The sequence below is a fragment of the Streptomyces sp. NPDC041814 genome (genome assembly GCF_055590565.1).
The window spans coordinates 218,916-238,898 of sequence record NZ_JBVJAM010000007.1 but is presented as its reverse complement, the minus strand read 5'-3'; the positions used below and the strand labels follow the sequence as shown (position 1 = coordinate 238,898).

The following is a 19,983-nucleotide window of genomic DNA, read 5'->3' as shown; positions in this document are numbered from 1 at the left end:
GCACCTTGCTATCGAGCGGTCGCCCCTCGGTCTCCCCGACGGAGCCGGGGGACGGATCGCCAGCCGCGATGGCATTCAATCACTTACCGGCAGCCATGCACGACGCCTTCGGACCATTGTCCGCCTCGCCAGTGACACACTCGGTGCCGATGGCCAAGAATCAACGCCCCAGTCGACCCCCGGGGAGTGGGGGCTCCCGTCCCTCTCCCGACATGGTCCTCGACCGGCTCGCCGCAGGGGCGGGCCGGTCCGCGCGCATCACTCATACGGAGCACTTGCCCCCGCGCGCGGGAACCCATGCAGTCTGGCCCGACCGCATCCGTCCGGAAGTGATCGCCGCCATCCAGAAGGCCGGCATCGACCACCCCTGGGCCCATCAGGCGGCCGCCGCGGAGCACGCACTGGACGGCACGTCCGTGGTGATCGCCACCGGAACGGCCTCCGGCAAGTCCCTGGCCTACCTCGCCCCGGTCCTGAGCGCCCTCCTGGACGGCTCCGAAGCCCCGAATGGGCGCGGCGCCACCGCTCTCTACCTTTCCCCCACCAAGGCTCTGGCCGCTGACCAGCGGCGATCGGTCAAGGCACTCGCGGCCCCTCTGGGCAACGGCGTCCGGCCCGCCGTCTTCGACGGCGACACGCCGGTCGAGGAACGCGAATGGGTGCGCCAGTACGCCAACTACGTCCTCACCAACCCCGACATGCTGCACCGGGGCATCCTCCCGTCACACCCCCGCTGGTCCTCCTTCCTGCGCTCACTGCGCTACGTCGTCATCGACGAGTGCCACACCTACCGGGGCGTCTTCGGCTCGCACGTCGCCCAAGTGGTCCGCCGGCTCCGCCGCCTCTGCGCCCGCTACGGCTCCGATCCCGTCTTCCTCCTCGCGTCGGCCACCTCGGCCGAGCCCGCCCTCGCGGCCGGGCGCCTCACCGGCCTCCCCGTCACGGAGGTGGCCGACGACGCCTCACCGCGCGGCGAACTGGTCTTCGCCCTCTGGGAACCCCCGCTGACCGAGCTGCACGGCGAGAAGGGCGCTCCCGTACGCCGAACCGCCACGGCCGAGACCGCCGACCTGCTCACCGACCTCACCGTCCAGGGCGTCCGCTCGGTCGCCTTCGTACGCTCCCGGCGCGGCGCCGAGCTGATCTCAGTCATCGCCAAGGAGCGTCTCGCCGAGGTCGACCGCACCCTGCCGTCCCGGGTCGCCGCCTACCGCGGGGGGTACCTCCCCGAGGAACGCCGCGCCCTGGAACGCGCTCTGCACTCCGGCAGCCTCCTGGGCCTCGCCGCGACCACCGCCCTCGAACTCGGCATCGACGTCTCCGGGCTCGACGCCGTCGTCATATCCGGCTACCCCGGGACGAGGGCGTCCCTCTGGCAGCAGGCGGGCCGGGCCGGACGGGCGGGGCAGGGCGCCCTCGCCATCCTGGTGGCCCGCGACGATCCGCTGGACACCTTCCTGGTCCACCACCCCGAGGCCCTGTTCGAGCAGCCCGTGGAGTCCACCGTCCTGGACCCGGACAACCCGTACGTCCTCGCCCCCCATCTCTGTGCCGCCGCCGCGGAACTGCCGCTCACCGAGAACGACCTCCAGCTCTTCGGCCCTGCCTCACCCGGGCTCCTCCCCCAGCTGGAGGCCGCCAGGCTGCTCCGCAAACGGCCGTCGGGCTGGCACTGGACCCGGCGCGAGCGGGCCGCCGACCTCACCGACATCCGGGGGGAGGGCGGCCGCCCCGTCCAGATCGTGGAGGAGGGCACCGGGCGGCTGCTGGGCACTGTGGACGAGTCCGCCGCCCACAGCGCCGTGCACGAGGGCGCCGTCCACCTCCACCAGGGCCGCTCCTACCTCGTCCGCAAACTGGACCTGGAGGACTCCGTGGCCCTGGTCGAACAGGCCGACCCGCCGTACTCGACCACCGCCCGCGACACCACCTCCATCGCCGTCCTGGACACCGACACCGAGATCCCCTGGGGGGACGGCCGCCTCTGCTACGGGTCCGTCGAGGTCACCAACCAGGTCGTCTCCTTCCTCCGCCGCAAGCTGATCACCGGCGAGGTGCTCGGCGAGACCAAGCTGGACCTGCCGCCCCGCACGCTGCGCACCCGCGCCGTCTGGTGGACGGTGACCGAGGACCAGCTCGACGCCGCCCGGATCAACCCCGAGATCCTCGGCGGCGCGCTCCACGCCGCCGAGCACGCTTCCATCGGCATGCTGCCGCTCTTCGCCACCTGCGACCGCTGGGACATCGGCGGGGTGTCCGTCCCCCTGCATCCCGACACCCTGCTGCCCACGGTCTTCGTGTACGACGGCCACCCGGGCGGCGCCGGATTCGCCGAGCGCGCCTTCCACACCGCCCGCGAGTGGCTGTCCGCCACGCGGCTGGCCATCGCGTCCTGCGAGTGCGACGCGGGCTGCCCGTCCTGCATCCAGTCCCCCAAGTGCGGCAACGGCAACGACCCCCTGCACAAACGAGGCGCCGTCCGCCTCCTCACGGAACTCCTCCGCACCGCCCCGGATGCCACACCAAAGGGACCGGGCAGGGCCGACGGGCCGGACGCGGCCGACGGGCCGGGCGCTGCGGCCGTGGGCCGGGGGGCTGTGGCGGGGGATCCGGACGCTGCGCCGGAGGGCCGGGGCGCGACTCCAGGGAAGCCGGCCGCCACAGCGGAGGGACCCGGAGCGACGCCGGAGGGCCGGGGCGCTGCGCCGGGAGACCGGGGTGCTACGGCGGAGGGGCCGGCCCGCGCCGCTGATCCCGGCCCGCCCGGGGCGGCGGCGCGCCCGCAGGGGGAGCACCCTCCGCCGGCCCCGCCCGGGACCTGACCTCCGGTATGTACGGCCCGAACCGCACCCGGGCCGTCACATCGGCGACCTCCCCCAGCAGCGCGCACCGCACCACCTCCGCCCCCTGTGCCCTGGCCACCTCCTCGGCCTTCGCGCAGGCCGGCTCCGTGCCTTCCAGCGCCCGGTCCGCCGCCGCCAGCGCCGCCAGATCGGCCGCGCCTCCGGCCCGGTGCCGGGCGACCACCACTTGTCCCAGCGCCAGGACCACCGCGAACACGGTGCACAGCGTCGTCGTGGCCACCGCCGCCCAAATGGTCGCCAGCCCCTGATCCCCCGGCGGCAACCGACGCCGCCCCCGCCACCGAACCAGCGCGCCGTCCCACCGGCCCCGGCCCCGCGCCTTCACCGGCCCTGCCCTTCCCCTGCCGGGTGCGGCGTGCCCATGGCGGTCAAGGGGGCAGGCACCAGGGCTTCCTCAGCCGCGGCCGCCGCCTCCGCACTCAGCGTCACGGCGAGGCGCCCGGGCCCGGGTGTCGGAGCGGTCACCGTCACCCGCCACAGCGCTCCGGCCCGCTCCACCTCGACCGAAGCCCCACTGGGCGCGGCAGAAAGAGCGGCCTCCCGCACCTGGGGCGCCGGCTCCGAACGGGCTGCCGCACGGGCGCCGGCCCGGGCCGCGTCCACACATCGAATCTGGGCCGACGCGGCCATCAGCGCCCACAGCAAGGCCAGAGCGAACACCGCCAGCACCGGGATCACCATGGCCGCCTCCGCCGTCACCGCCCCCCGATCGCCGAGTCCCCTGGCCCCCGGCACGTCACCCTCGTGCCGCCCGTTCTCTTCTCGTACCGGCCGGCCTGCAGGCCCGGCGTGTGCCACCCCCGCAACGGCCTCAGAACTTCGCATCGAGTGCACCCTTCAGCAGCGACTGCAGTTGGGACATCACCGCCGCACTGGTGACGACCTTGTAGAGCACGGCGGCAAACGCACAGGCCGCGATCGTGCCCACCGCGTACTCGGACGTCGTCATTCCGCTGTCGGTCCGGGACCGTGCGAGACGAACGACGGACCACGTCCAGTTCTTGATCTTGCGCATCACTTCAAACCCCCGACACATTGGTTGCGTACAACACGGCTGCACTGCTCTTACGTCTTCGCTTTCCGGACTACGCCGGCTGCAGCAGGCCTCCGGCCAGCCCGACCACCACGGGCGCCACGCCCACCGACAGAAACGCGGGAAGGAAGCAGAGCCCCACCGGCGCGGTGACCATCACTGCGGCCCTCTGCGCCCGCGCTACGGCAGCCCTGGCCCGCTCGGCCCGCAACGCCTCGGCGATCCGGGCCACCGGCTCCGCCGCCGGGGCCCCGGTCGAGCCCGCCCGGTCCAGGCAACCGGCCAGGGCGGCCGCCCCCGGTATCCCGCCGAACCTCCCCCAGGCGACAGCCGGGTCTCCACCGAGCCGGATCTCCGCCGCCGTCCGGGCGAGCTGATCGCCCACCGGACCGCCCAGGGACTCCCCCACCGCCTCGGCCGCTTCCACCGGACCGGCACCGGCAGAAAGACAGGCAGCCAGCAGGTCCGCCGCCATGGGCAGTTGTCGGACGGTCGCCGTTCGGGCCCTGGCCTCGGCGGCGAGTCGCGAGGCGTTCCCGAGCCTGTACCTCTGCCACTTCCGCGCACCGCAGGCCGAGGCCAGGCCGACCGCCCAGCCGGCCAGGCCGCCCACGAGGAACCACCCGGTCAGCACGACCGCCAACAGCACCACCCACTGTCCGGCCGGGCCGACGGGGACCGCCCGGCCCACCCGAGTCCCAGGCGCCCGGACCGGCCCCGTCCACGCCCCGGGAGCCGCCGGCCCCACCGCCAGAAGGCGCTCGCCCCGACGCCGCACCCGCCGGCCGGCCTGCCGCCGCGCCAAGGGCATGACCACTCGTGCATGAAGGCACAGCGCCACCGCAACGGCTTCCGCCGCCCGGACCATCCCTCCGGCCGAAGCGCTCATCCCGCTTCCCCTGCACGGACGATCCGGGCAGCCCAGAAGAGACCGCATCCCTCCAGCAGGACGCCGGCCACCAAGCAGATGAGTCCGACGGTGCTGTGCAGCAACACCTTCAGCGGGTCCGCGCCCAGCGCGGAACCGAGTCCCAGGCCGAGCACGGGAAGCACAGCGAGCACCGCGACCGTCGACCATGCCCCCGCGAGTTGCGCCCGCAGTTCATCCCGCTGACGCCGTTCGGCGCGCAGAGCGCTTTCGAGCCGCCCCAGGCCCGCCGCCAGCCCGGCGCCGCTGCCCACCGCCACCCGCCAGCAGGCAGCCACTCCGGTCAGCCGGTCCAGCCCCGGTTCACCCGCCGCCAGGACGAGAGCTCGCGGCACATCGCCCCCGAACCGCGCGGCAGCCGACACCCCGAGTCCGGCTTCGCCCATGACGTCCGTGCCGCGCACCGCGACGAGCAGCGCCTCTCCCGGCTCGCGACCGGCCCTGAGTTCGCCGACCAGCGCACCGCACAGGTCCACCACCCCATTCGCCCGCGCCTCCTGTTCTTGGCGCGACCGCCTCTTCAGCAGCGATTTCCGTGCCAGAGGAATGGCGGCGGCCCCCGCGATCAACGGCAGTGCGGACTGCCCGAGAATCGCCGGCACCGAAGCCAACGGCAGGCACAGCCACTCCCACCGCCCTCGCAGCCGGTTCTCGATCCGGCTGCGGACCCTCCGCCACCTCTCCCCGGCCGGCGATCGGTCGCTCCCGTCGGCCAGCAGCGCTCGCGCCCGGCGCAGCGGTCGACTACGTCCGATCACCACCAGCCACGCCGCCATGGCGGCACACAGCGCCGCGGCGTGCACCACGTCCGGCACCCCGACGGGCGCCGTCTCTCCGGTCACAACGCACCCCCGATGAGCTCGTGCAGCCGCTCCCAGCCGCGATCACGCTCAAAGCCCGTGGTGCCCCACCGCAGTGCCGGAACGGTCACCACCAGCCCGGCCGCATCCCGCTCCAGCACGTGGACGTCCGCAATACGCCTGCGTCCCGTCCTGTCCCGTACGAGGTGGACGACGACCGACAGAGCCGCCGCCAACTGGCTGTGCAGCGCCAGCCGGTCCAGCCCCGCCGCGGTTCCCAGCGCCTCCAACCGTGCCGGGACGTGCCCGGCGGCATTGGCATGAACAGTTCCTGAGCCTCCCTCATGTCCCGTGTTGAGGGCGGCCAGGAGCTCAGTCACTTCGCTTCCCCTCACCTCACCGACCACCAGCCGGTCGGGACGCATACGCAGGGCCTGGCGCACCAGGTCCCGAAGGGTCACCCGTCCGGCACCCTCCTGATTCGCGGGGCGTGACTCCAGCCGTACGACGTGCGGGTGGTCCGGTCGCAGCTCTGCCGAGTCCTCGGCGAGCACGATCCGCTCGCGCTCCCCCACCGCCCCCAGCAGGCTGGAAAGCAGAGTCGTCTTCCCCGCCCCCGTCCCACCGCTGATCAGGTAGGAGACCCTCGCCTCCACCAGGGCCCTCAGTATCTGGTCGCCTCCGGGCGGCACGGTCCCTGCCTCGACCAGCTCGGCCAGTGAGAAGGCCCGGGGTCTGACCACCCGCAGCGACAGGCACGTCGAACCGACCGATACCGGGGGAAGGACGGCGTGCATGCGGGTGCCGTCCGGCAGCCTCGCGTCCACCCAGGGCCTGGCATCGTCCAGCCGGCGTCCCGCCACGGCCGCGAGCCGCTGGGCCAGCCTGCGGACCGCAGCCGCATCCGGGAACGCCACCTGGGTGAGTTCGAGTCCGCCGCCCCGGTCCACCCAGACCCGGTCGGGCGCGGACACAAGAACGTCCGTGACATCGGGGTCGGCGAGGAGCGGCTCCAATACCCCGGCCCCGATCAGTTCCCCTCTCAGTTCGTCAGCACGGCCGAGCACTTCAGCCGTGCCGAGCAGACGCCCCTGTGCCCGCAGAGCTGCGGCGACCCCTGCCGGGGTCGGAGCAGTGCCGCTGGAAGCGAGCCGCTGCCTCACCGCGTCGAGCAGCGCCTCGCTCATGGAGTGCCTCCGGCGACCTGGGCGCTGACGCTCTCCCCCACCAGCGCCTGTTCCCAGAAGGCGGTGCAGAATCTGGCCAGCGGTCCGCGCGCGTTGCCACCGGGCGGCTCGCCGGCGTCCTGCTCGGCGGACAGCCCTCTTTCCAGCGGGACCTCACCGACCAGCGGCAGCCGCATGGCTCGGGCCACCCACTCCGCGTCGAGCCCCGGCGCATACGGCCCCCGTGCCACGACCCGCAGATCGTCGAGCACCATCCCGGCCATCGATGCCACCCGCTTGGCCGCCGCGACCGCGCGCAGCTCGCCGGGAACGACCACAAGCCCCAGGTCCAGCTGAGCAAGGGCCTCGGCAACCGCTTCGTCCACCCGTCGCGGCAGATCGACCACCACCACCCCGCCGAGCCGGCGCGCGGCGGCCAGCACCGCCCGCATGGCGGGTGGCGGGATCACCACCCAGTCGTCACGGCCCCAGCTGAGTGCCCGAAGACCGTGGAGCGCGGGCAGCGACTCCTCCAACGCGCCCCCGCCGACCCGACCCTTGGAATGGGCGAAATCCGGCCACCTCATGCCGTCCGCCCGTTCGCCGCCGAGCAGCACGTCGATGCCACCGCCCAGCGGGTCCCCGTCGACGAGCATGGTCCGCTGCCCCGCCCTGGCCGCGGTCACGGCGAGGGCGCAGGCCAGAGTGGAGGCACCCGCACCGCCCCGGCCCCCGATCACCCCGACCGTGACGGCGGGCCTGCCGACGCCTTCCGAGGCGTTGGCGATCTGGTCGACAAGCCAGGTCTCGGAGTCGGGCAACCGGATCACGCACTCGGCGCCGATCTCAACGGCTCGACGCCACACGTCCGGCACATCCTGACCCCGCCCCACAACCATGACGCCGCGCCTGCGCGCCGCGCCGCGGCACCGTGCGGCCGCGTCGTCTCCGACAAGGACCATGGGTGCCTGCTCCCACCCGTCCCGATGGTCGGGCAGCGTGTGATGCACCTCTGGTTCCGCACCAGCGGCGGCACACAGCCGCAGCAGGTCGTCGAGCAGGTCCACGTCCTCGGTCACGATCAGCGGCCCACCTCGCCTCGCGGTGACAGCCGCCCATCGGTCCTGCGCACTGGATTCGGCCACGCTCTCCCCCTCCATCACTCACCTTCGCCGCGGTTCGCGGCGCTCTCGGAGCACGTCCGAGTGCGGTGATTCCGGTACCCGTGGAGTTCACGGGTGGAATCACGGTGCAGCGCTTCCGGAAATCATGTGGATCTTGCTCAAAAACCGTGGACAACTCAGTGGTTGTGAATAACTTCGTCGCTCATACCGGTGACTTCCCGGTGCGACCCTTTCGCTACCCAGCGTCACAGTGCACGCTGAAGAGAGTCGGCACGGAAACGGCCCGACTGGGAGCAGAAGGGAGGAGAAATGGTCGAATCCGCGCGAGAAACCGCGTCCGGACATGCGACGACCCCCGCCGGGGGGGAGAGCGGGGGTCGTCCCCACGGCCGACTCGGGGGGGGAGGAGCCGGACCGGGTTAGCACGGTCGCGAACGATCCGTGACTTCCATGGTGTACCCGAGGCCCTTCTCAGGCAAACCCACGCGCCGGGGCTTACGCCGAATGGCGGGCCCCTATGCTCTGCCGTGTGGAAAACCGCTTCTTGCCGCGCACAGCCGCCTTCTTCGACCTGGACAAGACGGTCATTGCGAAGTCTTCGACACTGACCTTCAGCAAGTCCTTCTACCACGGCGGGCTGATCAACCGCCGCGCGGTGCTGCGTACCGCGTACACACAGTTCGTGTTCCTTGCCGGGGGCGCGGATCACGACCAGATGGAGCGGATGCGCGAATATCTCTCGGCACTCTGCAAAGGCTGGAACGTGCAGCAGGTCAAGGAACTTGTAGCCGAGACCCTGCACGAACTGATCGACCCGATCATCTACGACGAGGCGGCGACCCTCATCGAGGAGCATCACACCGCCGGCCGCGACGTCGTGATCGTCTCGACTTCGGGCGCGGAGGTGGTCGAACCGATCGGCGAAATGCTCGGCGCCGACCGCGTCGTCGCCACCCGCATGGTCGTCGGTGACGACGGCTGCTACACGGGCGAGGTCGAGTACTACGCGTACGGCCCCACCAAGGCCGAAGCCATCAAGGCGCTCGCGGAATCCGAGGGGTACGACCTGGCTCGCTGCTACGCGTACAGCGACTCGGCCACCGATGTCCCGATGCTGGAATCCGTCGGCCACCCCCACGCAGTCAACCCGGACCGCGCGCTGCGACGGGAGGCCACGCTCCGCGAGTGGCCGATTCTCGCCTTCGACCGGCCGGTCCGCCTCAAGCAGCGCCTCTCGGCGTTTTCCCTGCCGCCGCGACCGGCCCTCATGGCCGCGGCCGCTGTGAGTGCGGCCGCACTCACAGCGGGAGCCGTCTGGTACGCCGCCCGCCGACGGGCCGGCACGGCTACCGCCTGATCCGACTGATTGAACCAACTCGTCCGTAATTGAACCTAAAAGTAAAGAAGTGCGGCCACCACTACCGCTCCACCGGCCCCTGGAGTACAAAGGATTCAACGGCCCGCGAGACCAAGGACATCCGCGAGGATGACCTGAATTACGCAGCAAAGGCCCCACGGACCGCGCATGAAAACCCGGCACCCACGCGACGTCGACCCGTCGATTACGGGCCAGCCACACCAGGAGCGGACAAAGTCTCTGCCCTGATGGGCACATATCGAGGACGCTTGGTAACCGGGCGGACGTGCCAGCGGCGGTACCGAGACCGGTACCGCCGCAACCATGCTCAGCCCGTATGACAGTGCCGTCCCGCAGGAAAGCGACCGGCGGAAGCCTGCGACGGGCGACCGCCCTCGTTATGCGGCGCCTCGCTGCAGCGCCTCGCACACCGCTGTCGACTCCCTGGCGCCGAGTTCCGCCGAGCGCCCGCAATGACCGATCCAGGCCGCCATGCCGTCCGGAGTGCCGGACAGATAGCCGTCGAAGGCGGCTACGTAGGCCGCCCGCCCCTGCTCGGCGTGTCCGACCTCGGCCGGGCAGATCGATTTGGGGTCGAGCCCACTCCCGATCAGTACGATCCGCTCCGCGGTCCGCGCCACGAGGCCGTTGTGCGAACCGAAGGGGCGCAGTGCCAGCAGCTCTCCGTGGACGACGGCGGCAGTCACCAGAGCGGGCGCCTCACTCCCCGAAAGGATGATCCCGCTAAGGCCTTCCAGGCGGCCCGCGACCTCGTTCGCGTCCGGCAGCGGCGCTTCGATCAGGGGCTCGTCCACCGGTTCGCCCGCCATCCGGGGCCGGCCGACCGCGTCCTCCGGAGCGGCACTGCCGGCCGCCACCAGGTGGAGCCGAGCCAGCACCCGCAGCGGCGACTGCCGCCAGATGGAAAGCAGCTGCCCCGCCTCCGCGGTCAGGCGAAGCGCAGCTCCGACGACACGCGCCTCGTCGTCACCGCTGAAATCGGTGCGCCGGCGCACCTCTTCGAGGTTCCAGTCGGCACCGGACAGGGCAGCCGATCCACGCGCGCCTCGCAGAGCGGCCTCCGCCGTGACTTCGTTGCTGCGGCGCCGCATCACGCGGTGGCCGTAGACCCGGTCCACAGCCTTACGTACGGAGTCCACCGCGTCGGTCACGCCCGGCAGAGCGCCCAGAGAGACGAGCGGGTCCGAGGAAGTCGTACTCATAAGTAGCGAGGCTACGCGCCTCCTGCCCACCCACCAGCCGGGAGTGGCCTTCTTCACGAACTCAGACAACTCGTTGCGATCGATCGACTACCCTAGGTGAACATGAAGATCGCTTTCGTAGGGAAGGGCGGCAGCGGAAAGACCACGCTGTCCTCGCTCTTCATCCGCCACCTCGCAGCCAATGAAGCCCACGTCGTCGCGGTGGACGCCGACATCAACCAGCACCTCGGAGCCGCGCTCGGCCTTGACGAGGACGAATCCGCAGCGCTGCCCGCCATGGGTGCCCAGCTGCCTCTCATCAAGGAGTACCTGCGCGGCAGCAATCCGCGCATCGCCTCGGCAGAGACGATGATCAAGACGACGCCGCCGGGCGAAGGCTCCCGCCTCCTGCGCGTACGCGAGGACAACCCGATCTTCGACGCCTGTGCCCGTACGGTCCGGCTCGACGACGGAGACATCCGGCTGATGGCCACGGGGCCTTTCACCGAATCGGACCTGGGCGTGGCGTGCTACCACTCGAAGGTCGGCGCGGTGGAGCTCTGCCTCAACCACCTCGTGGACGGGCCCGACGAGTACGTGGTGGTCGACATGACCGCCGGTTCGGACTCCTTCGCCTCAGGCATGTTCACCCGCTTCGACATGACCTTCCTCATCGCCGAACCGACCCGCAAGGGCGTCTCCGTCTATCGCCAGTACAAGGAGTACGCACGGGACTTCGGCGTGGATCTGAAGGTCGTCGGGAACAAGGTGCAGGGCGAGGACGACCTGGACTTCCTGCGCTCCGAGGTGGGCGACGACCTGCTGGTGACCGTCGGCCATTCCGACTGGGTACGGGCCATGGAGAAGGGCCGACCCGCCCGCTTCGAGCTGCTTGAGGCGGACAACCGGATGGCACTGCAGGCCCTGCAGAACGCTGCGGAGGACTCGTACGAGCGCCGGGACTGGGCCCGCTACACGCGCCAGATGGTGCACTTCCACCTGAAGAACGCGGAGAGCTGGGGGAACGAGAAAACCGGCGCCGACCTCGCCGCGCAGGTCGACCCCGGCTTCGTGCTGGACGAGCGCTTCATCCGCGCCGAAGCCACCCAGTTCGCGTGAGTGACTGAGCTCACGGGCGGACCGTCCACGGCGTCGCCGTGGCACTGTCGGCCGCACCGAACGGCGCCGGGCACGGCTTCTGCCCGGCGCCCGGGGCGTCCGGATCTAACGACCGGCCGGGACCCCCGCAGCCGCGGCCGACCGCTCCCGGCCCGCGCCTGCCTTGAGGAACGCGGGCCAGCCGCCGTCGGGGGCCTGACCGACCTTCAACGTCCGGAGCTTCGCCAGGGTCGCCGGATCCTGGGCGTCGAGCCAGTCCGCCAGCTGCCTGAACGAGACGCAGCGCACGTCCTTCTTGGTGCAGACCGCCGCGATCGTCTGCTCGATGGCGCGCATGTACGTGCCACCGTTCCAGGACTCGAAGTGGTTGCCGATGATCAGGGGCGCCCGGTTGCCGTCATACGCGCGGCCGAAGGCCTGTAGCAGGCCGTCGCGCATCTGGTTTCCCCAGTACTCGTGCTTGTCCGGGTCGCCCTGCGTCGTTCCGGACTGGTTGAACATGAAGTTGTAGTCCATCGACAGGGTCTCGAAGTCGCGCCCCGGGACCGGCACCAGTTGCATGGAGAGGTCCCACACACCGTTCTTCTTCTGGGGCCACACCTGGTCGTTGACACCGCTGGAGTCGTAGCGGAACCCCATGGTCCGCGCCGCCGCCACCATGTTCTTCTGCCCCTCCAGGCAGGGGGTGCGGCCGCCGACCAGCTCCTTGTCGTAGTCGAAGGGCAGCGCCTTCTCGTCCTTGAGGACCGGATCGTTCGTCTTCCAGCCCTTCACGAATGACTTGGCCTGGCTGATCTCACTCTTCCACTCCTCGACGGACCAGGTGCCGACGCCACCGTCCTTGCCGCAGAAGTGCCCGTTGAAGTGGGTGCCGATCTCATTGCCGTCCTGCCAGGCACCGCGGAGCTGGGTCAGGGTGTCGCGGATGCCGTTGGTGTCGTTGAAACCGATGTCCGAGGCGCCGGCATTGTGCTTGGGCGGGTCGTACTGGGCCCGCTTCCCCTCCGGCAGCAGATAGACGCCGCTCAGGAAGTACGTCATCGCGGCGTTGTACTTCTTGCCCACCTCGCGGAAGTGCGAGAAAAGTCGCTGACTGTCCTCGCCTGCACCGTCCCACGAGAACACCACGAACTGCGGAGGCTTCTGGCTCGGCGTCAGGCGACTCACTGCCGGCTGCTTGGGCTGTACGCCCGTGAACGCGGTGGAACCATCGCCGATGGCCCGGAACACGCGCTTGGGTGCGGCTTCGGCACCCTTCTTCTTCTCTCCCGCGGCGCCGTTGACGGCCCCGAGGCCGGAGCGCTCCCCGCCGGAGCCACTGCCCGAGCACCCGGCCGCCCCCACGACCAGTACGACGGCCACGAAGCCCAGGCCGATCCTTCTCGTGGCGCCCATCGACTTCTTCGCGGCGGCCATCATCCGCCCACCTCTTTCTCGCAGGTAGCTTGCGCCGGGTGCCGACACGGCGCCGCCAAAGTCGCACGCACTGCCCAAGAGCCAGCACGACAGGCCGAATGAAAAGCTGACTATTCACCGGAATGAGTGACTGAGTGGCCCATTTGCCCCTAATCCTGGACACGGCTCTTTACTCTCCATTACGATTCATTTACCGAGAGTTGAGATATCCCGCCGCTGCATGCCGTGACCCACGGCCGCGTCATCGAGTTCCACGACCGCGCTGCCCAGGAAGAGACGGGAAATATGTCTGCCTGCGTACCCACTCGCCATGACCACTCGTCCCGCAGTTCTCGTCCCTCCCGGTCCTCGGGAGTCAAGCGACCACACAGCCCGCCGCCGCGCGGCGGACGGTTCCGCATCCCGGGCGCCGATGTGTCCGCGTCCATCACTGTCTTTCTGCTCGCCATCCCCATGTCGCTCGGTCTGGCTGTCGCCATGGGAGCCCCTCTGGAGGCGGGCCTCATCTCCGCCGCGGTCGGCGGCATCGTCGCCGGACTCCTCGGCGGCACCCCCCTGCAGGTCTCCGGACCGTCCGCCGGACTGACCGTGGTCACGGCCGAGACGATCCAGATCTACGGCTGGCGCACCACCTGCGCCATCACGATCGGGGCGGGCCTGCTTCAGCTCGCGCTCGGCTCACTGCGGGCGGCCCGCAGCGCACTCGCCGTCAGCCCCGCCATCGTCCACGGCACGCTCGCCGGCATCGGCGTGGCCATCGCGCTCGCACAACTGCACATCGTGCTGGGCGGTTCACCGCAGAGCTCGGCGATCTCCAACGTGCTGCATCTCCCCGACCGACTTGCACGTGTCAGTCCCGCTGCCCCGTTGATCGGCGCGCTCACCGTAGCCGTCCTCGTACTGTGGCCGCTGCTGCCCGGGCGGACCGGGCGGTTCCTGCGCCGCGTTCCGGCGGCCCTGGCCTCCGTGGGTCTGGCCACAGCCGTGGCCGCGTGGGCGGCACCCTCGATCGCCCGGGTCGACCTGCCCTCCTGGCGCTCGCACGCCCTGCCCGAAATGCCGCAGGGACCGGTGCTCGGCCTGGCCACAGCCGTGTTCACGATGATGCTGGTGGCCAGCCTTGAGTCACTACTCGCCGCCGTCGCCGTGGACAAGCTGGCCGCCGACCGGAACCGCGCCCACTCGACAGACTCTCCTGCGCGGTCAGGTGAGGTACGGGGCCACAAGACGGACGAGGCACGCGAGAACGGGGGCCGCACCGACACTTCCGGGGCGCCTGCCGGCGAAGAGGCCACCGCCCACGACGGCCCGGACGGCATCGAGCGACCCGCGCCGCCCCTGCTCAAACGCTCCGACCTCGACCGGGAGCTACGCGCACAAGGAGTCGCCAACGCGGTATCGGGGTTGCTGGGGGGCCTCGCGGTCTCCGGTGGAGCCGTGCGCAGTTCGGCGAATGTGAGAGCCGGGGCGACCAGCCGCGCGTCCACCGTGCTGCACGGTGTATGGATCCTGGTCGCATCCGGCCTGCTGGTCACGTTGCTGGAGCGCATCCCGCTCGCCGCCCTGGGGGCGCTGGTGATGATGGTCGGCCTCAAGATGGTGAGCCTGGCGCACATCCGCAACGTCCATAAGCACCGGGAGTTCCTGGTGTACGGCGCGACCATCGCCGGGGTGCTGGTCGTCGGCGTGCTCAAGGGCGTGGTCATCGGCATCGCCGTAGCAGTGGCCGTCGCCCTGCACCGGCTGGGCCAGACCCGGATCTCCGTGTCCGAACGAAACGGACAGCATCTCGTAGTCGTACGGGGCCAGTTGACCTTCCTGGCCGTCCCCCGCCTCAGCCGGGTCCTGGGGCGGCTCCCCCAGGACGCGGATGTGGTCCTGGAGCTGGACGGCTCGTTCATGGACCACGCCGCATACGAGACGATCCAGGACTGGAGCAACGCCCATGCGGCCCACGGCGGCCGGGTGGCATTCGCCGGGAGGTCGGGCGGCAGGATCGCCGAACCTGCCGCGGCGGCGCACTCCTGCTGCCGGCCATGGACCCCTTGGCGCAACCACCACTGCCACGACCAGCCCGAGCACGCCCCTCCCACAGAGCGCGACGGTGACACGGATGTCACCGCGGCCGAGGCCCCGCCGCGCGCTGCGAGCGCCCCGGCCGCCGTGCACCAACCGAGCCCCGTAGTCACCGTCGGCACCGCAACAGCCGCCCACGCCGGGATCGCGACCGCCATCACCCCTGCCCCGGGCACCCCCACCCCCTCCTCTGCCCCACCTCAAGCCGTCGGCACCACCGCCTCCCCCGAGGCCCCCGCCGCCCCGCACGCGGATCGCCCCGCCCGGACCGCCTCCGCCCCGCAGCCCGCGTCCGCCGGCCGCCCCCCTCGCCCGGCTCCTGACCACCGGCTGGTCAGAGGCCTCAGCTCCTTTCAGCGGGATACGGCGCCCCTGGTCCGAGGTGAGCTGGCGCGCCTCGCCAGGGAGGGCCAACGTCCCTCTCAGCTCTTCATCACCTGCGCGGACTCCCGTCTCGTGACGAGCATGATCACGGCCAGTGGCCCAGGTGACCTCTTCACCGTGCGGAACATCGGCAACCTGGTACCACCCCCTGACGCCGAGAAGGGTGACCACTCGGTGGGGGCCGCGATCGAGTACGCGGTGGACGTGCTCGGCGTCGAATCCATCACTGTCTGCGGCCACTCGGACTGCGGCGCGATGAACGCCCTGCTGGGAGCCGCCCCGGAAGCCCCGGACACGTCGCTCTGGCGCTGGCTCCGGCACGGACTGCCGAGCCTGGCGCGGGTGGCCTCGCCCGGTGACGACCACCCGGTCCGGCTCTCCGGACGGCTGCCCGCGGACGGGGTGGAGCAGCTCTGCCTGATCAACGTGGTCCAGCAGCTCGACCACCTGAGAGCCCATCCATCGGTGGCACGCCGGATCGCGGACGGCACTCTTCAGCTCCACGGGATGTACTTCCACGTGGCCGAGGCCCAGTCGTATTTGCTGGACGAGGCCACAAGCGCGGAGCGCGGCACGGCCGGGGTGTTCGACCCGATCTCACCAGCACACCCGATCGCATCGACGCACCCGATCCCGCCGGATCATCCCTCCGAGCTGACACGTACGGGCGGCTGAACCGCGGGCATCCCGGATCCGTAAGACCTGATGAACCCGCTTCCGTGTCGGAGGCGCCCACACCGACGGTGTGCCTCATCGTGCCACCACGGCGCGGAGGCGGGATCATGCCTCTATACACGAGACACAGGTCTAAACCAATTCCCGGCAGACACTTGTCACCCGGCCTTAGGACTGATGAGCTATGCCCCGGGACACAACGGACACCCTGGGACTGGGAGAAGTCGTGAGCAACGAGAGCCTGGCCAACCTGCTTCGGGAAGAGCGGAAATTCGCTCCGCCTGCCGAGCTGGCCGCCAACGCCAACGTCACCGCAGAGGCGTACGAGCAGGCCGAAGCGGACCGGCTGGGCTTCTGGGCCGAGCAGGCCCGCCGCCTGACCTGGGCCACCGAGCCGACCGAGACCCTCGACTGGAGCAACCCGCCCTTCGCGAAGTGGTTCGCGGACGGCGAGCTCAACGTCGCGTACAACTGCGTGGACCGTCACGTCGAGGCGGGCAACGGCGACCGGGTCGCCATCCACTTCGAGGGCGAGCCCGGCGACAGCCGCGCCATCACCTACGCGGAGCTGAAGGACGAGGTCTCCCGCGCCGCCAACGCCCTCACCGAACTCGGCGTCGGCAAGGGCGACCGGGTCGCCGTCTACCTTCCGATGATCCCCGAGGCCGCCTTCGCGATGCTGGCCTGCGCCCGCATCGGCGCCGCGCACTCCGTGGTCTTCGGCGGCTTCTCCGCCGACGCCATCGCCGCCCGTATCCAGGACGCGGACGCGAAGGTCGTCATCACCGCCGACGGCGGCTACCGCCGAGGCAAGCCCTCCGCGCTCAAGCCCGCGGTCGACGACGCCGTCTCCCGTATCGACAGCGTGGAGCACGTCCTGGTGGTCCGCCGTACGGGCCAGGACACCGCGTGGAACGAGGGCCGCGACGTCTGGTGGCACGAGATCACCGGCCGCCAGTCCGCCGAGCACACGCCCGAGGCGTTCGAGGCGGAGCAGCCGCTGTTCATCCTGTACACGTCGGGCACCACCGGGAAGCCCAAGGGCATCCTGCACACCTCCGGGGGCTACCTCACCCAGGCGGCGTACACCCACCACGCGGTCTTCGACCTCAAGCCGGAGACCGACGTCTACTGGTGCACCGCCGACATCGGCTGGGTGACCGGGCACTCCTACATCGTCTACGGGCCGCTGGCCAACGGCGCCACGCAGGTGATGTACGAGGGCACCCCCGACACCCCGCACCAGGGGCGCTTCTGGGAGATCGTCCAGAAGTACGGGGTCACGATCCTCTACACCGCGCCGACCGCGATCCGTACGTTCATGAAGTGGGGGGACGACATCCCCTCCAAGTTCGACCTGTCGTCCCTGCGCGTCCTCGGTTCGGTCGGTGAGCCGATCAACCCCGAGGCGTGGATCTGGTACCGCAAGCACATCGGTGCCGACAAGTGCCCGATCGTGGACACCTGGTGGCAGACCGAGACCGGCACGATGATGATCTCGCCGCTGCCCGGTGTCACCGAGACCAAGCCGGGAAGCGCCCAGCGCGCCCTGCCGGGCATCTCCGCGACCGTCGTGGACGACGAGGCCAACGAGGTCCCGAACGGCGGAGGCGGATACCTGGTCCTCACCGAGCCGTGGCCGTCGATGCTCCGCACCATCTGGCGCGACGACCAGCGGTTCCTCGACACCTACTGGTCGCGCTTCGAGGGCAAGTACTTCGCCGGCGACGGTGCCAAGAAGGACGAGGACGGCGACATCTGGCTGCTCGGCCGGGTGGACGACGTCATGCTGGTGTCCGGGCACAACATCTCGACCACCGAGGTCGAGTCGGCGCTCGTCTCGCACCCGTCGGTCGCCGAGGCCGCCGTGGTCGGCGCCGCCGACGAGACGACCGGTCAGGCCATCGTCGCCTTCGTCATCCTGAGGGGCACGGCGACCGCCTCCGACGAGCTGGTGGCGGAACTGCGCAACCACGTCGGGGCGACCCTCGGCCCGATCGCCAAGCCGAAGCGCATCATGCCGGTGGCCGAGCTGCCGAAGACCCGTTCCGGCAAGATCATGCGCCGCCTGCTGCGCGACGTGGCGGAGAACAGGGCCCTGGGCGACGTCACGACCCTGACCGACTCCTCGGTCATGGACCTCATCCAGAGCCAGCTGCCGTCGGCCCCCTCCGAGGACTGACGCCGACGCACACCCGAAGGGCACCCGGCAGCGCGCCGGGTGCCCTTCGGGCACTTACGGTGAGATCACCGCTCCCACGCATCCTTACCGCCACACCCCGCGAGTACAGTGGCAGCTGATCGACAACACGATAGGAAAATCTTCACAGGGGTGCCGGGAAGTCTGGTCGGCAAGTGCATCAGCCATGCCATCGCTGCCGTACCGACCCGGAGGTCTCCCCCCGTGGCCACACCCACCCCGACGCCCACCGGCCCGCGCCGCACCTTCCTGGGGCGGCTGCCGCTCCCCGAGCGCAACTATGTCGCCGACGCCCTGCGTACGGAGACCGTCGGGGGCGTCCTCCTGCTGGTCGCAGCCGTGGCCGCGCTGGTGTGGGCGAACACCGCAGGGTCGAGCTACTCGGCCGTCAGCCATTTCCACATCGGACCCGAAACCCTCGGTCTGCACCTCTCCGTGGAGCACTGGGCCGCCGACGGGCTGCTCGCGATCTTCTTCTTCGTCGCGGGCGTCGAACTCAAACGCGAGCTCGTGGCGGGAGAACTGCGCGATCCGAAGGCCGCGGCGCTCCCCGTGGCCGCCGCGCTCTGCGGAATGGCGGTCCCGGCGGTCGTCTACACCCTGGTGAACGTCTTCGGCGACGGCTCGAAGGACGGCTGGGCAGTCCCCACCGCCACGGACATCGCCTTCGCTCTGGCCGTTCTCGCTGTCATCGGCGCCTCGCTGCCCGCCGCGCTCCGGGCCTTCCTGCTGACGCTCGCCGTCGTGGACGACCTCTTCGCGATCATCATCATCGCCATCTTCTTCACCGAGGACATCAACTTCCTGGCTCTCGGCGGCGCCTTCCTCGGCCTGGGCCTCTTCTACCTCTTGCTCCGCCTCGGTGTGCGCGGCTGGTACGTCTACGTGCCGCTCGCCCTGGTCATCTGGGCGCTGATGTACAACAGCGGCGTCCACGCCACCATCGCCGGTGTCGCCATGGGCCTGATGCTGCGCTGCACCCGCCGCGAGGGTGAGGAGCACTCACCCGGTGAGCGCATCGAGCACCTGGTGCACCCGCTGTCGGCGGGCTTCGCCGTGCCGGTGTTCGCGCTCTTCTCCGCCGGGGTCTCCCTCTCCGGAGGCGCGGTGGCCTCCGTGTTCGACCGGCCGGAAACCCTCGGGGTCGTCCTGGGCCTCGTCGCCGGCAAGACCATCGGCGTCTTCGGCGGTACGTGGCTGACCACCCGGCTCACCAAGGCCGAGCTGAACAAGGAGCTGGCCTGGGCGGACGTCTTCGCGATCGCCACGCTCGCCGGCATCGGCTTCACCGTGTCGCTGCTGATCGGAGAGCTCGCGTTCGCCGGTGACGACGACATGATCAACGAGATCAAGGCGTCGGTTCTGCTCGGCTCCCTCATTGCCGCCGTACTCTCCGGTGTACTGCTCAAACTCCGGGTACGCAGATACAAGGCACTGACCGACGCCGAGGAACTCGACGCGGACAGTTCCGGGGTGCCGGACGTCTACGAACAGGACGATCCGGCCTACCACCTGAGGATGGCCGCGATCTACGAGGAGAAGGCGGCCGAACACCGCCGCCTGGCCCGACTGGCGGGGGCAGCGAGCAACAGGCCGGGCAGTCCGGCATGATCTGACATCGGACGTATTGAACAGGAGA

General features: G+C 70.6%; 15 protein-coding genes. 6 read left to right on the top strand and 9 right to left on the bottom strand.

Annotation, left to right across the window (positions count from 1 at the left end; genetic code table 11):
- The first annotated feature begins 68 nt into the window (after window positions 1-68).
- On the top strand, window positions 69-2,822 hold the full coding sequence (locus ACZ6C6_RS19755) for a DEAD/DEAH box helicase (protein ID WP_469204432.1): 2,754 nt from the start codon (window positions 69-71) through the stop codon (window positions 2,820-2,822).
- Here ACZ6C6_RS19755 and ACZ6C6_RS19750 read toward each other — a convergent pair.
- The 7 genes from ACZ6C6_RS19750 to ssd all read right to left on the bottom strand — a co-directional run bounded on the left by ACZ6C6_RS19750 (window position 2,722) and on the right by ssd (window position 7,870).
- Entirely contained in the window at window positions 2,722-3,084 is a 363-nt protein-coding gene (locus tag ACZ6C6_RS19750; protein ID WP_469204430.1) for an Rv3654c family TadE-like protein, read from the bottom strand. The genes ACZ6C6_RS19755 and ACZ6C6_RS19750 overlap by 101 nt on opposite strands.
- Window positions 3,085-3,185: 101 nt before the next feature.
- The gene (locus ACZ6C6_RS19745) at window positions 3,186-3,563 is read right to left on the bottom strand and encodes a TadE family type IV pilus minor pilin (RefSeq protein ID WP_469204695.1); all 378 of its coding nucleotides are present in this window, start codon (window positions 3,561-3,563) and stop codon (window positions 3,186-3,188) included.
- 112 nt (window positions 3,564-3,675) lie between these two features.
- Window positions 3,676-3,879: a DUF4244 domain-containing protein gene (locus tag ACZ6C6_RS19740; protein ID WP_469204428.1), complete on the bottom strand. Its 204-nt coding sequence runs from the start codon at window positions 3,877-3,879 to the stop codon at window positions 3,676-3,678.
- A gap of 70 nt (window positions 3,880-3,949) precedes the next feature.
- The gene (locus tag ACZ6C6_RS19735; RefSeq protein ID WP_469204425.1) at window positions 3,950-4,786 is read right to left on the bottom strand and encodes a type II secretion system F family protein; all 837 of its coding nucleotides are present in this window, start codon (window positions 4,784-4,786) and stop codon (window positions 3,950-3,952) included.
- Window positions 4,783-5,667 (bottom strand): type II secretion system F family protein, encoded by an 885-nt coding sequence (locus tag ACZ6C6_RS19730; RefSeq protein WP_469204423.1) that lies wholly within the window; start codon window positions 5,665-5,667, stop codon window positions 4,783-4,785. Before ACZ6C6_RS19730 ends, ACZ6C6_RS19735 begins: the two co-directional genes overlap by 4 nt.
- On the bottom strand, window positions 5,664-6,812 hold the full coding sequence (locus ACZ6C6_RS19725; protein ID WP_469204421.1) for a TadA family conjugal transfer-associated ATPase: 1,149 nt from the start codon (window positions 6,810-6,812) through the stop codon (window positions 5,664-5,666). Before ACZ6C6_RS19725 ends, ACZ6C6_RS19730 begins: the two co-directional genes overlap by 4 nt.
- Window positions 6,809-7,870, bottom strand: a complete 1,062-nt coding sequence (gene ssd, locus ACZ6C6_RS19720; RefSeq protein WP_469204419.1) for a septum site-determining protein Ssd — start codon at window positions 7,868-7,870, stop codon at window positions 6,809-6,811. The genes ACZ6C6_RS19725 and ssd overlap by 4 nt, the downstream gene beginning before the upstream one ends.
- 562 nt (window positions 7,871-8,432) lie before the next feature.
- Here ssd and ACZ6C6_RS19715 point away from each other — a divergent pair.
- The gene (locus ACZ6C6_RS19715) at window positions 8,433-9,272 is read left to right on the top strand and encodes an HAD family hydrolase (RefSeq protein ID WP_469204417.1); all 840 of its coding nucleotides are present in this window, start codon (window positions 8,433-8,435) and stop codon (window positions 9,270-9,272) included.
- 398 nt (window positions 9,273-9,670) lie between these two features.
- On the opposite strand, the gene ACZ6C6_RS19710 is transcribed toward ACZ6C6_RS19715, so the two are convergent.
- Complete coding sequence (locus tag ACZ6C6_RS19710; protein ID WP_469204415.1) at window positions 9,671-10,495, bottom strand: Fic family protein; 825 nt, start codon at window positions 10,493-10,495, stop codon at window positions 9,671-9,673.
- A gap of 102 nt (window positions 10,496-10,597) precedes the next feature.
- On the opposite strand from ACZ6C6_RS19710, the gene ACZ6C6_RS19705 reads away from it, so the two are divergent.
- Entirely contained in the window at window positions 10,598-11,593 is a 996-nt protein-coding gene (locus ACZ6C6_RS19705; RefSeq protein WP_469204413.1) for an ATP-binding protein, read from the top strand.
- Window positions 11,594-11,698: 105 nt separating this feature from the next.
- Here the strand turns inward: ACZ6C6_RS19705 and ACZ6C6_RS19700 are convergent, their stop codons facing one another.
- Window positions 11,699-13,012, bottom strand: a complete 1,314-nt coding sequence (locus ACZ6C6_RS19700) for a polysaccharide deacetylase family protein (protein ID WP_469204410.1) — start codon at window positions 13,010-13,012, stop codon at window positions 11,699-11,701.
- 282 nt (window positions 13,013-13,294) lie between these two features.
- Here ACZ6C6_RS19700 and ACZ6C6_RS19695 point away from each other — a divergent pair, with 282 nt between their 5' ends.
- From ACZ6C6_RS19695 to nhaA, 3 genes are all read left to right on the top strand, one after another.
- Window positions 13,295-16,144 carry a bifunctional SulP family inorganic anion transporter/carbonic anhydrase gene (locus ACZ6C6_RS19695; RefSeq protein WP_469204408.1) on the top strand — a complete coding sequence of 950 codons (2,850 nt, stop codon included), beginning with the start codon at window positions 13,295-13,297 and terminating at the stop codon, window positions 16,142-16,144.
- A 184-nt stretch (window positions 16,145-16,328) separates the two neighbouring features.
- On the top strand, window positions 16,329-18,326 hold the full coding sequence (gene acs / locus ACZ6C6_RS19690; protein WP_469204406.1) for an acetate--CoA ligase: 1,998 nt from the start codon (window positions 16,329-16,331) through the stop codon (window positions 18,324-18,326).
- A 222-nt stretch (window positions 18,327-18,548) separates the two neighbouring features.
- Window positions 18,549-19,955, top strand: coding sequence for a Na+/H+ antiporter NhaA (nhaA, locus tag ACZ6C6_RS19685; RefSeq protein ID WP_469204404.1), 1,407 nt, complete (start codon window positions 18,549-18,551; stop codon window positions 19,953-19,955).
- Window positions 19,956-19,983 lie beyond the last annotated feature (28 nt).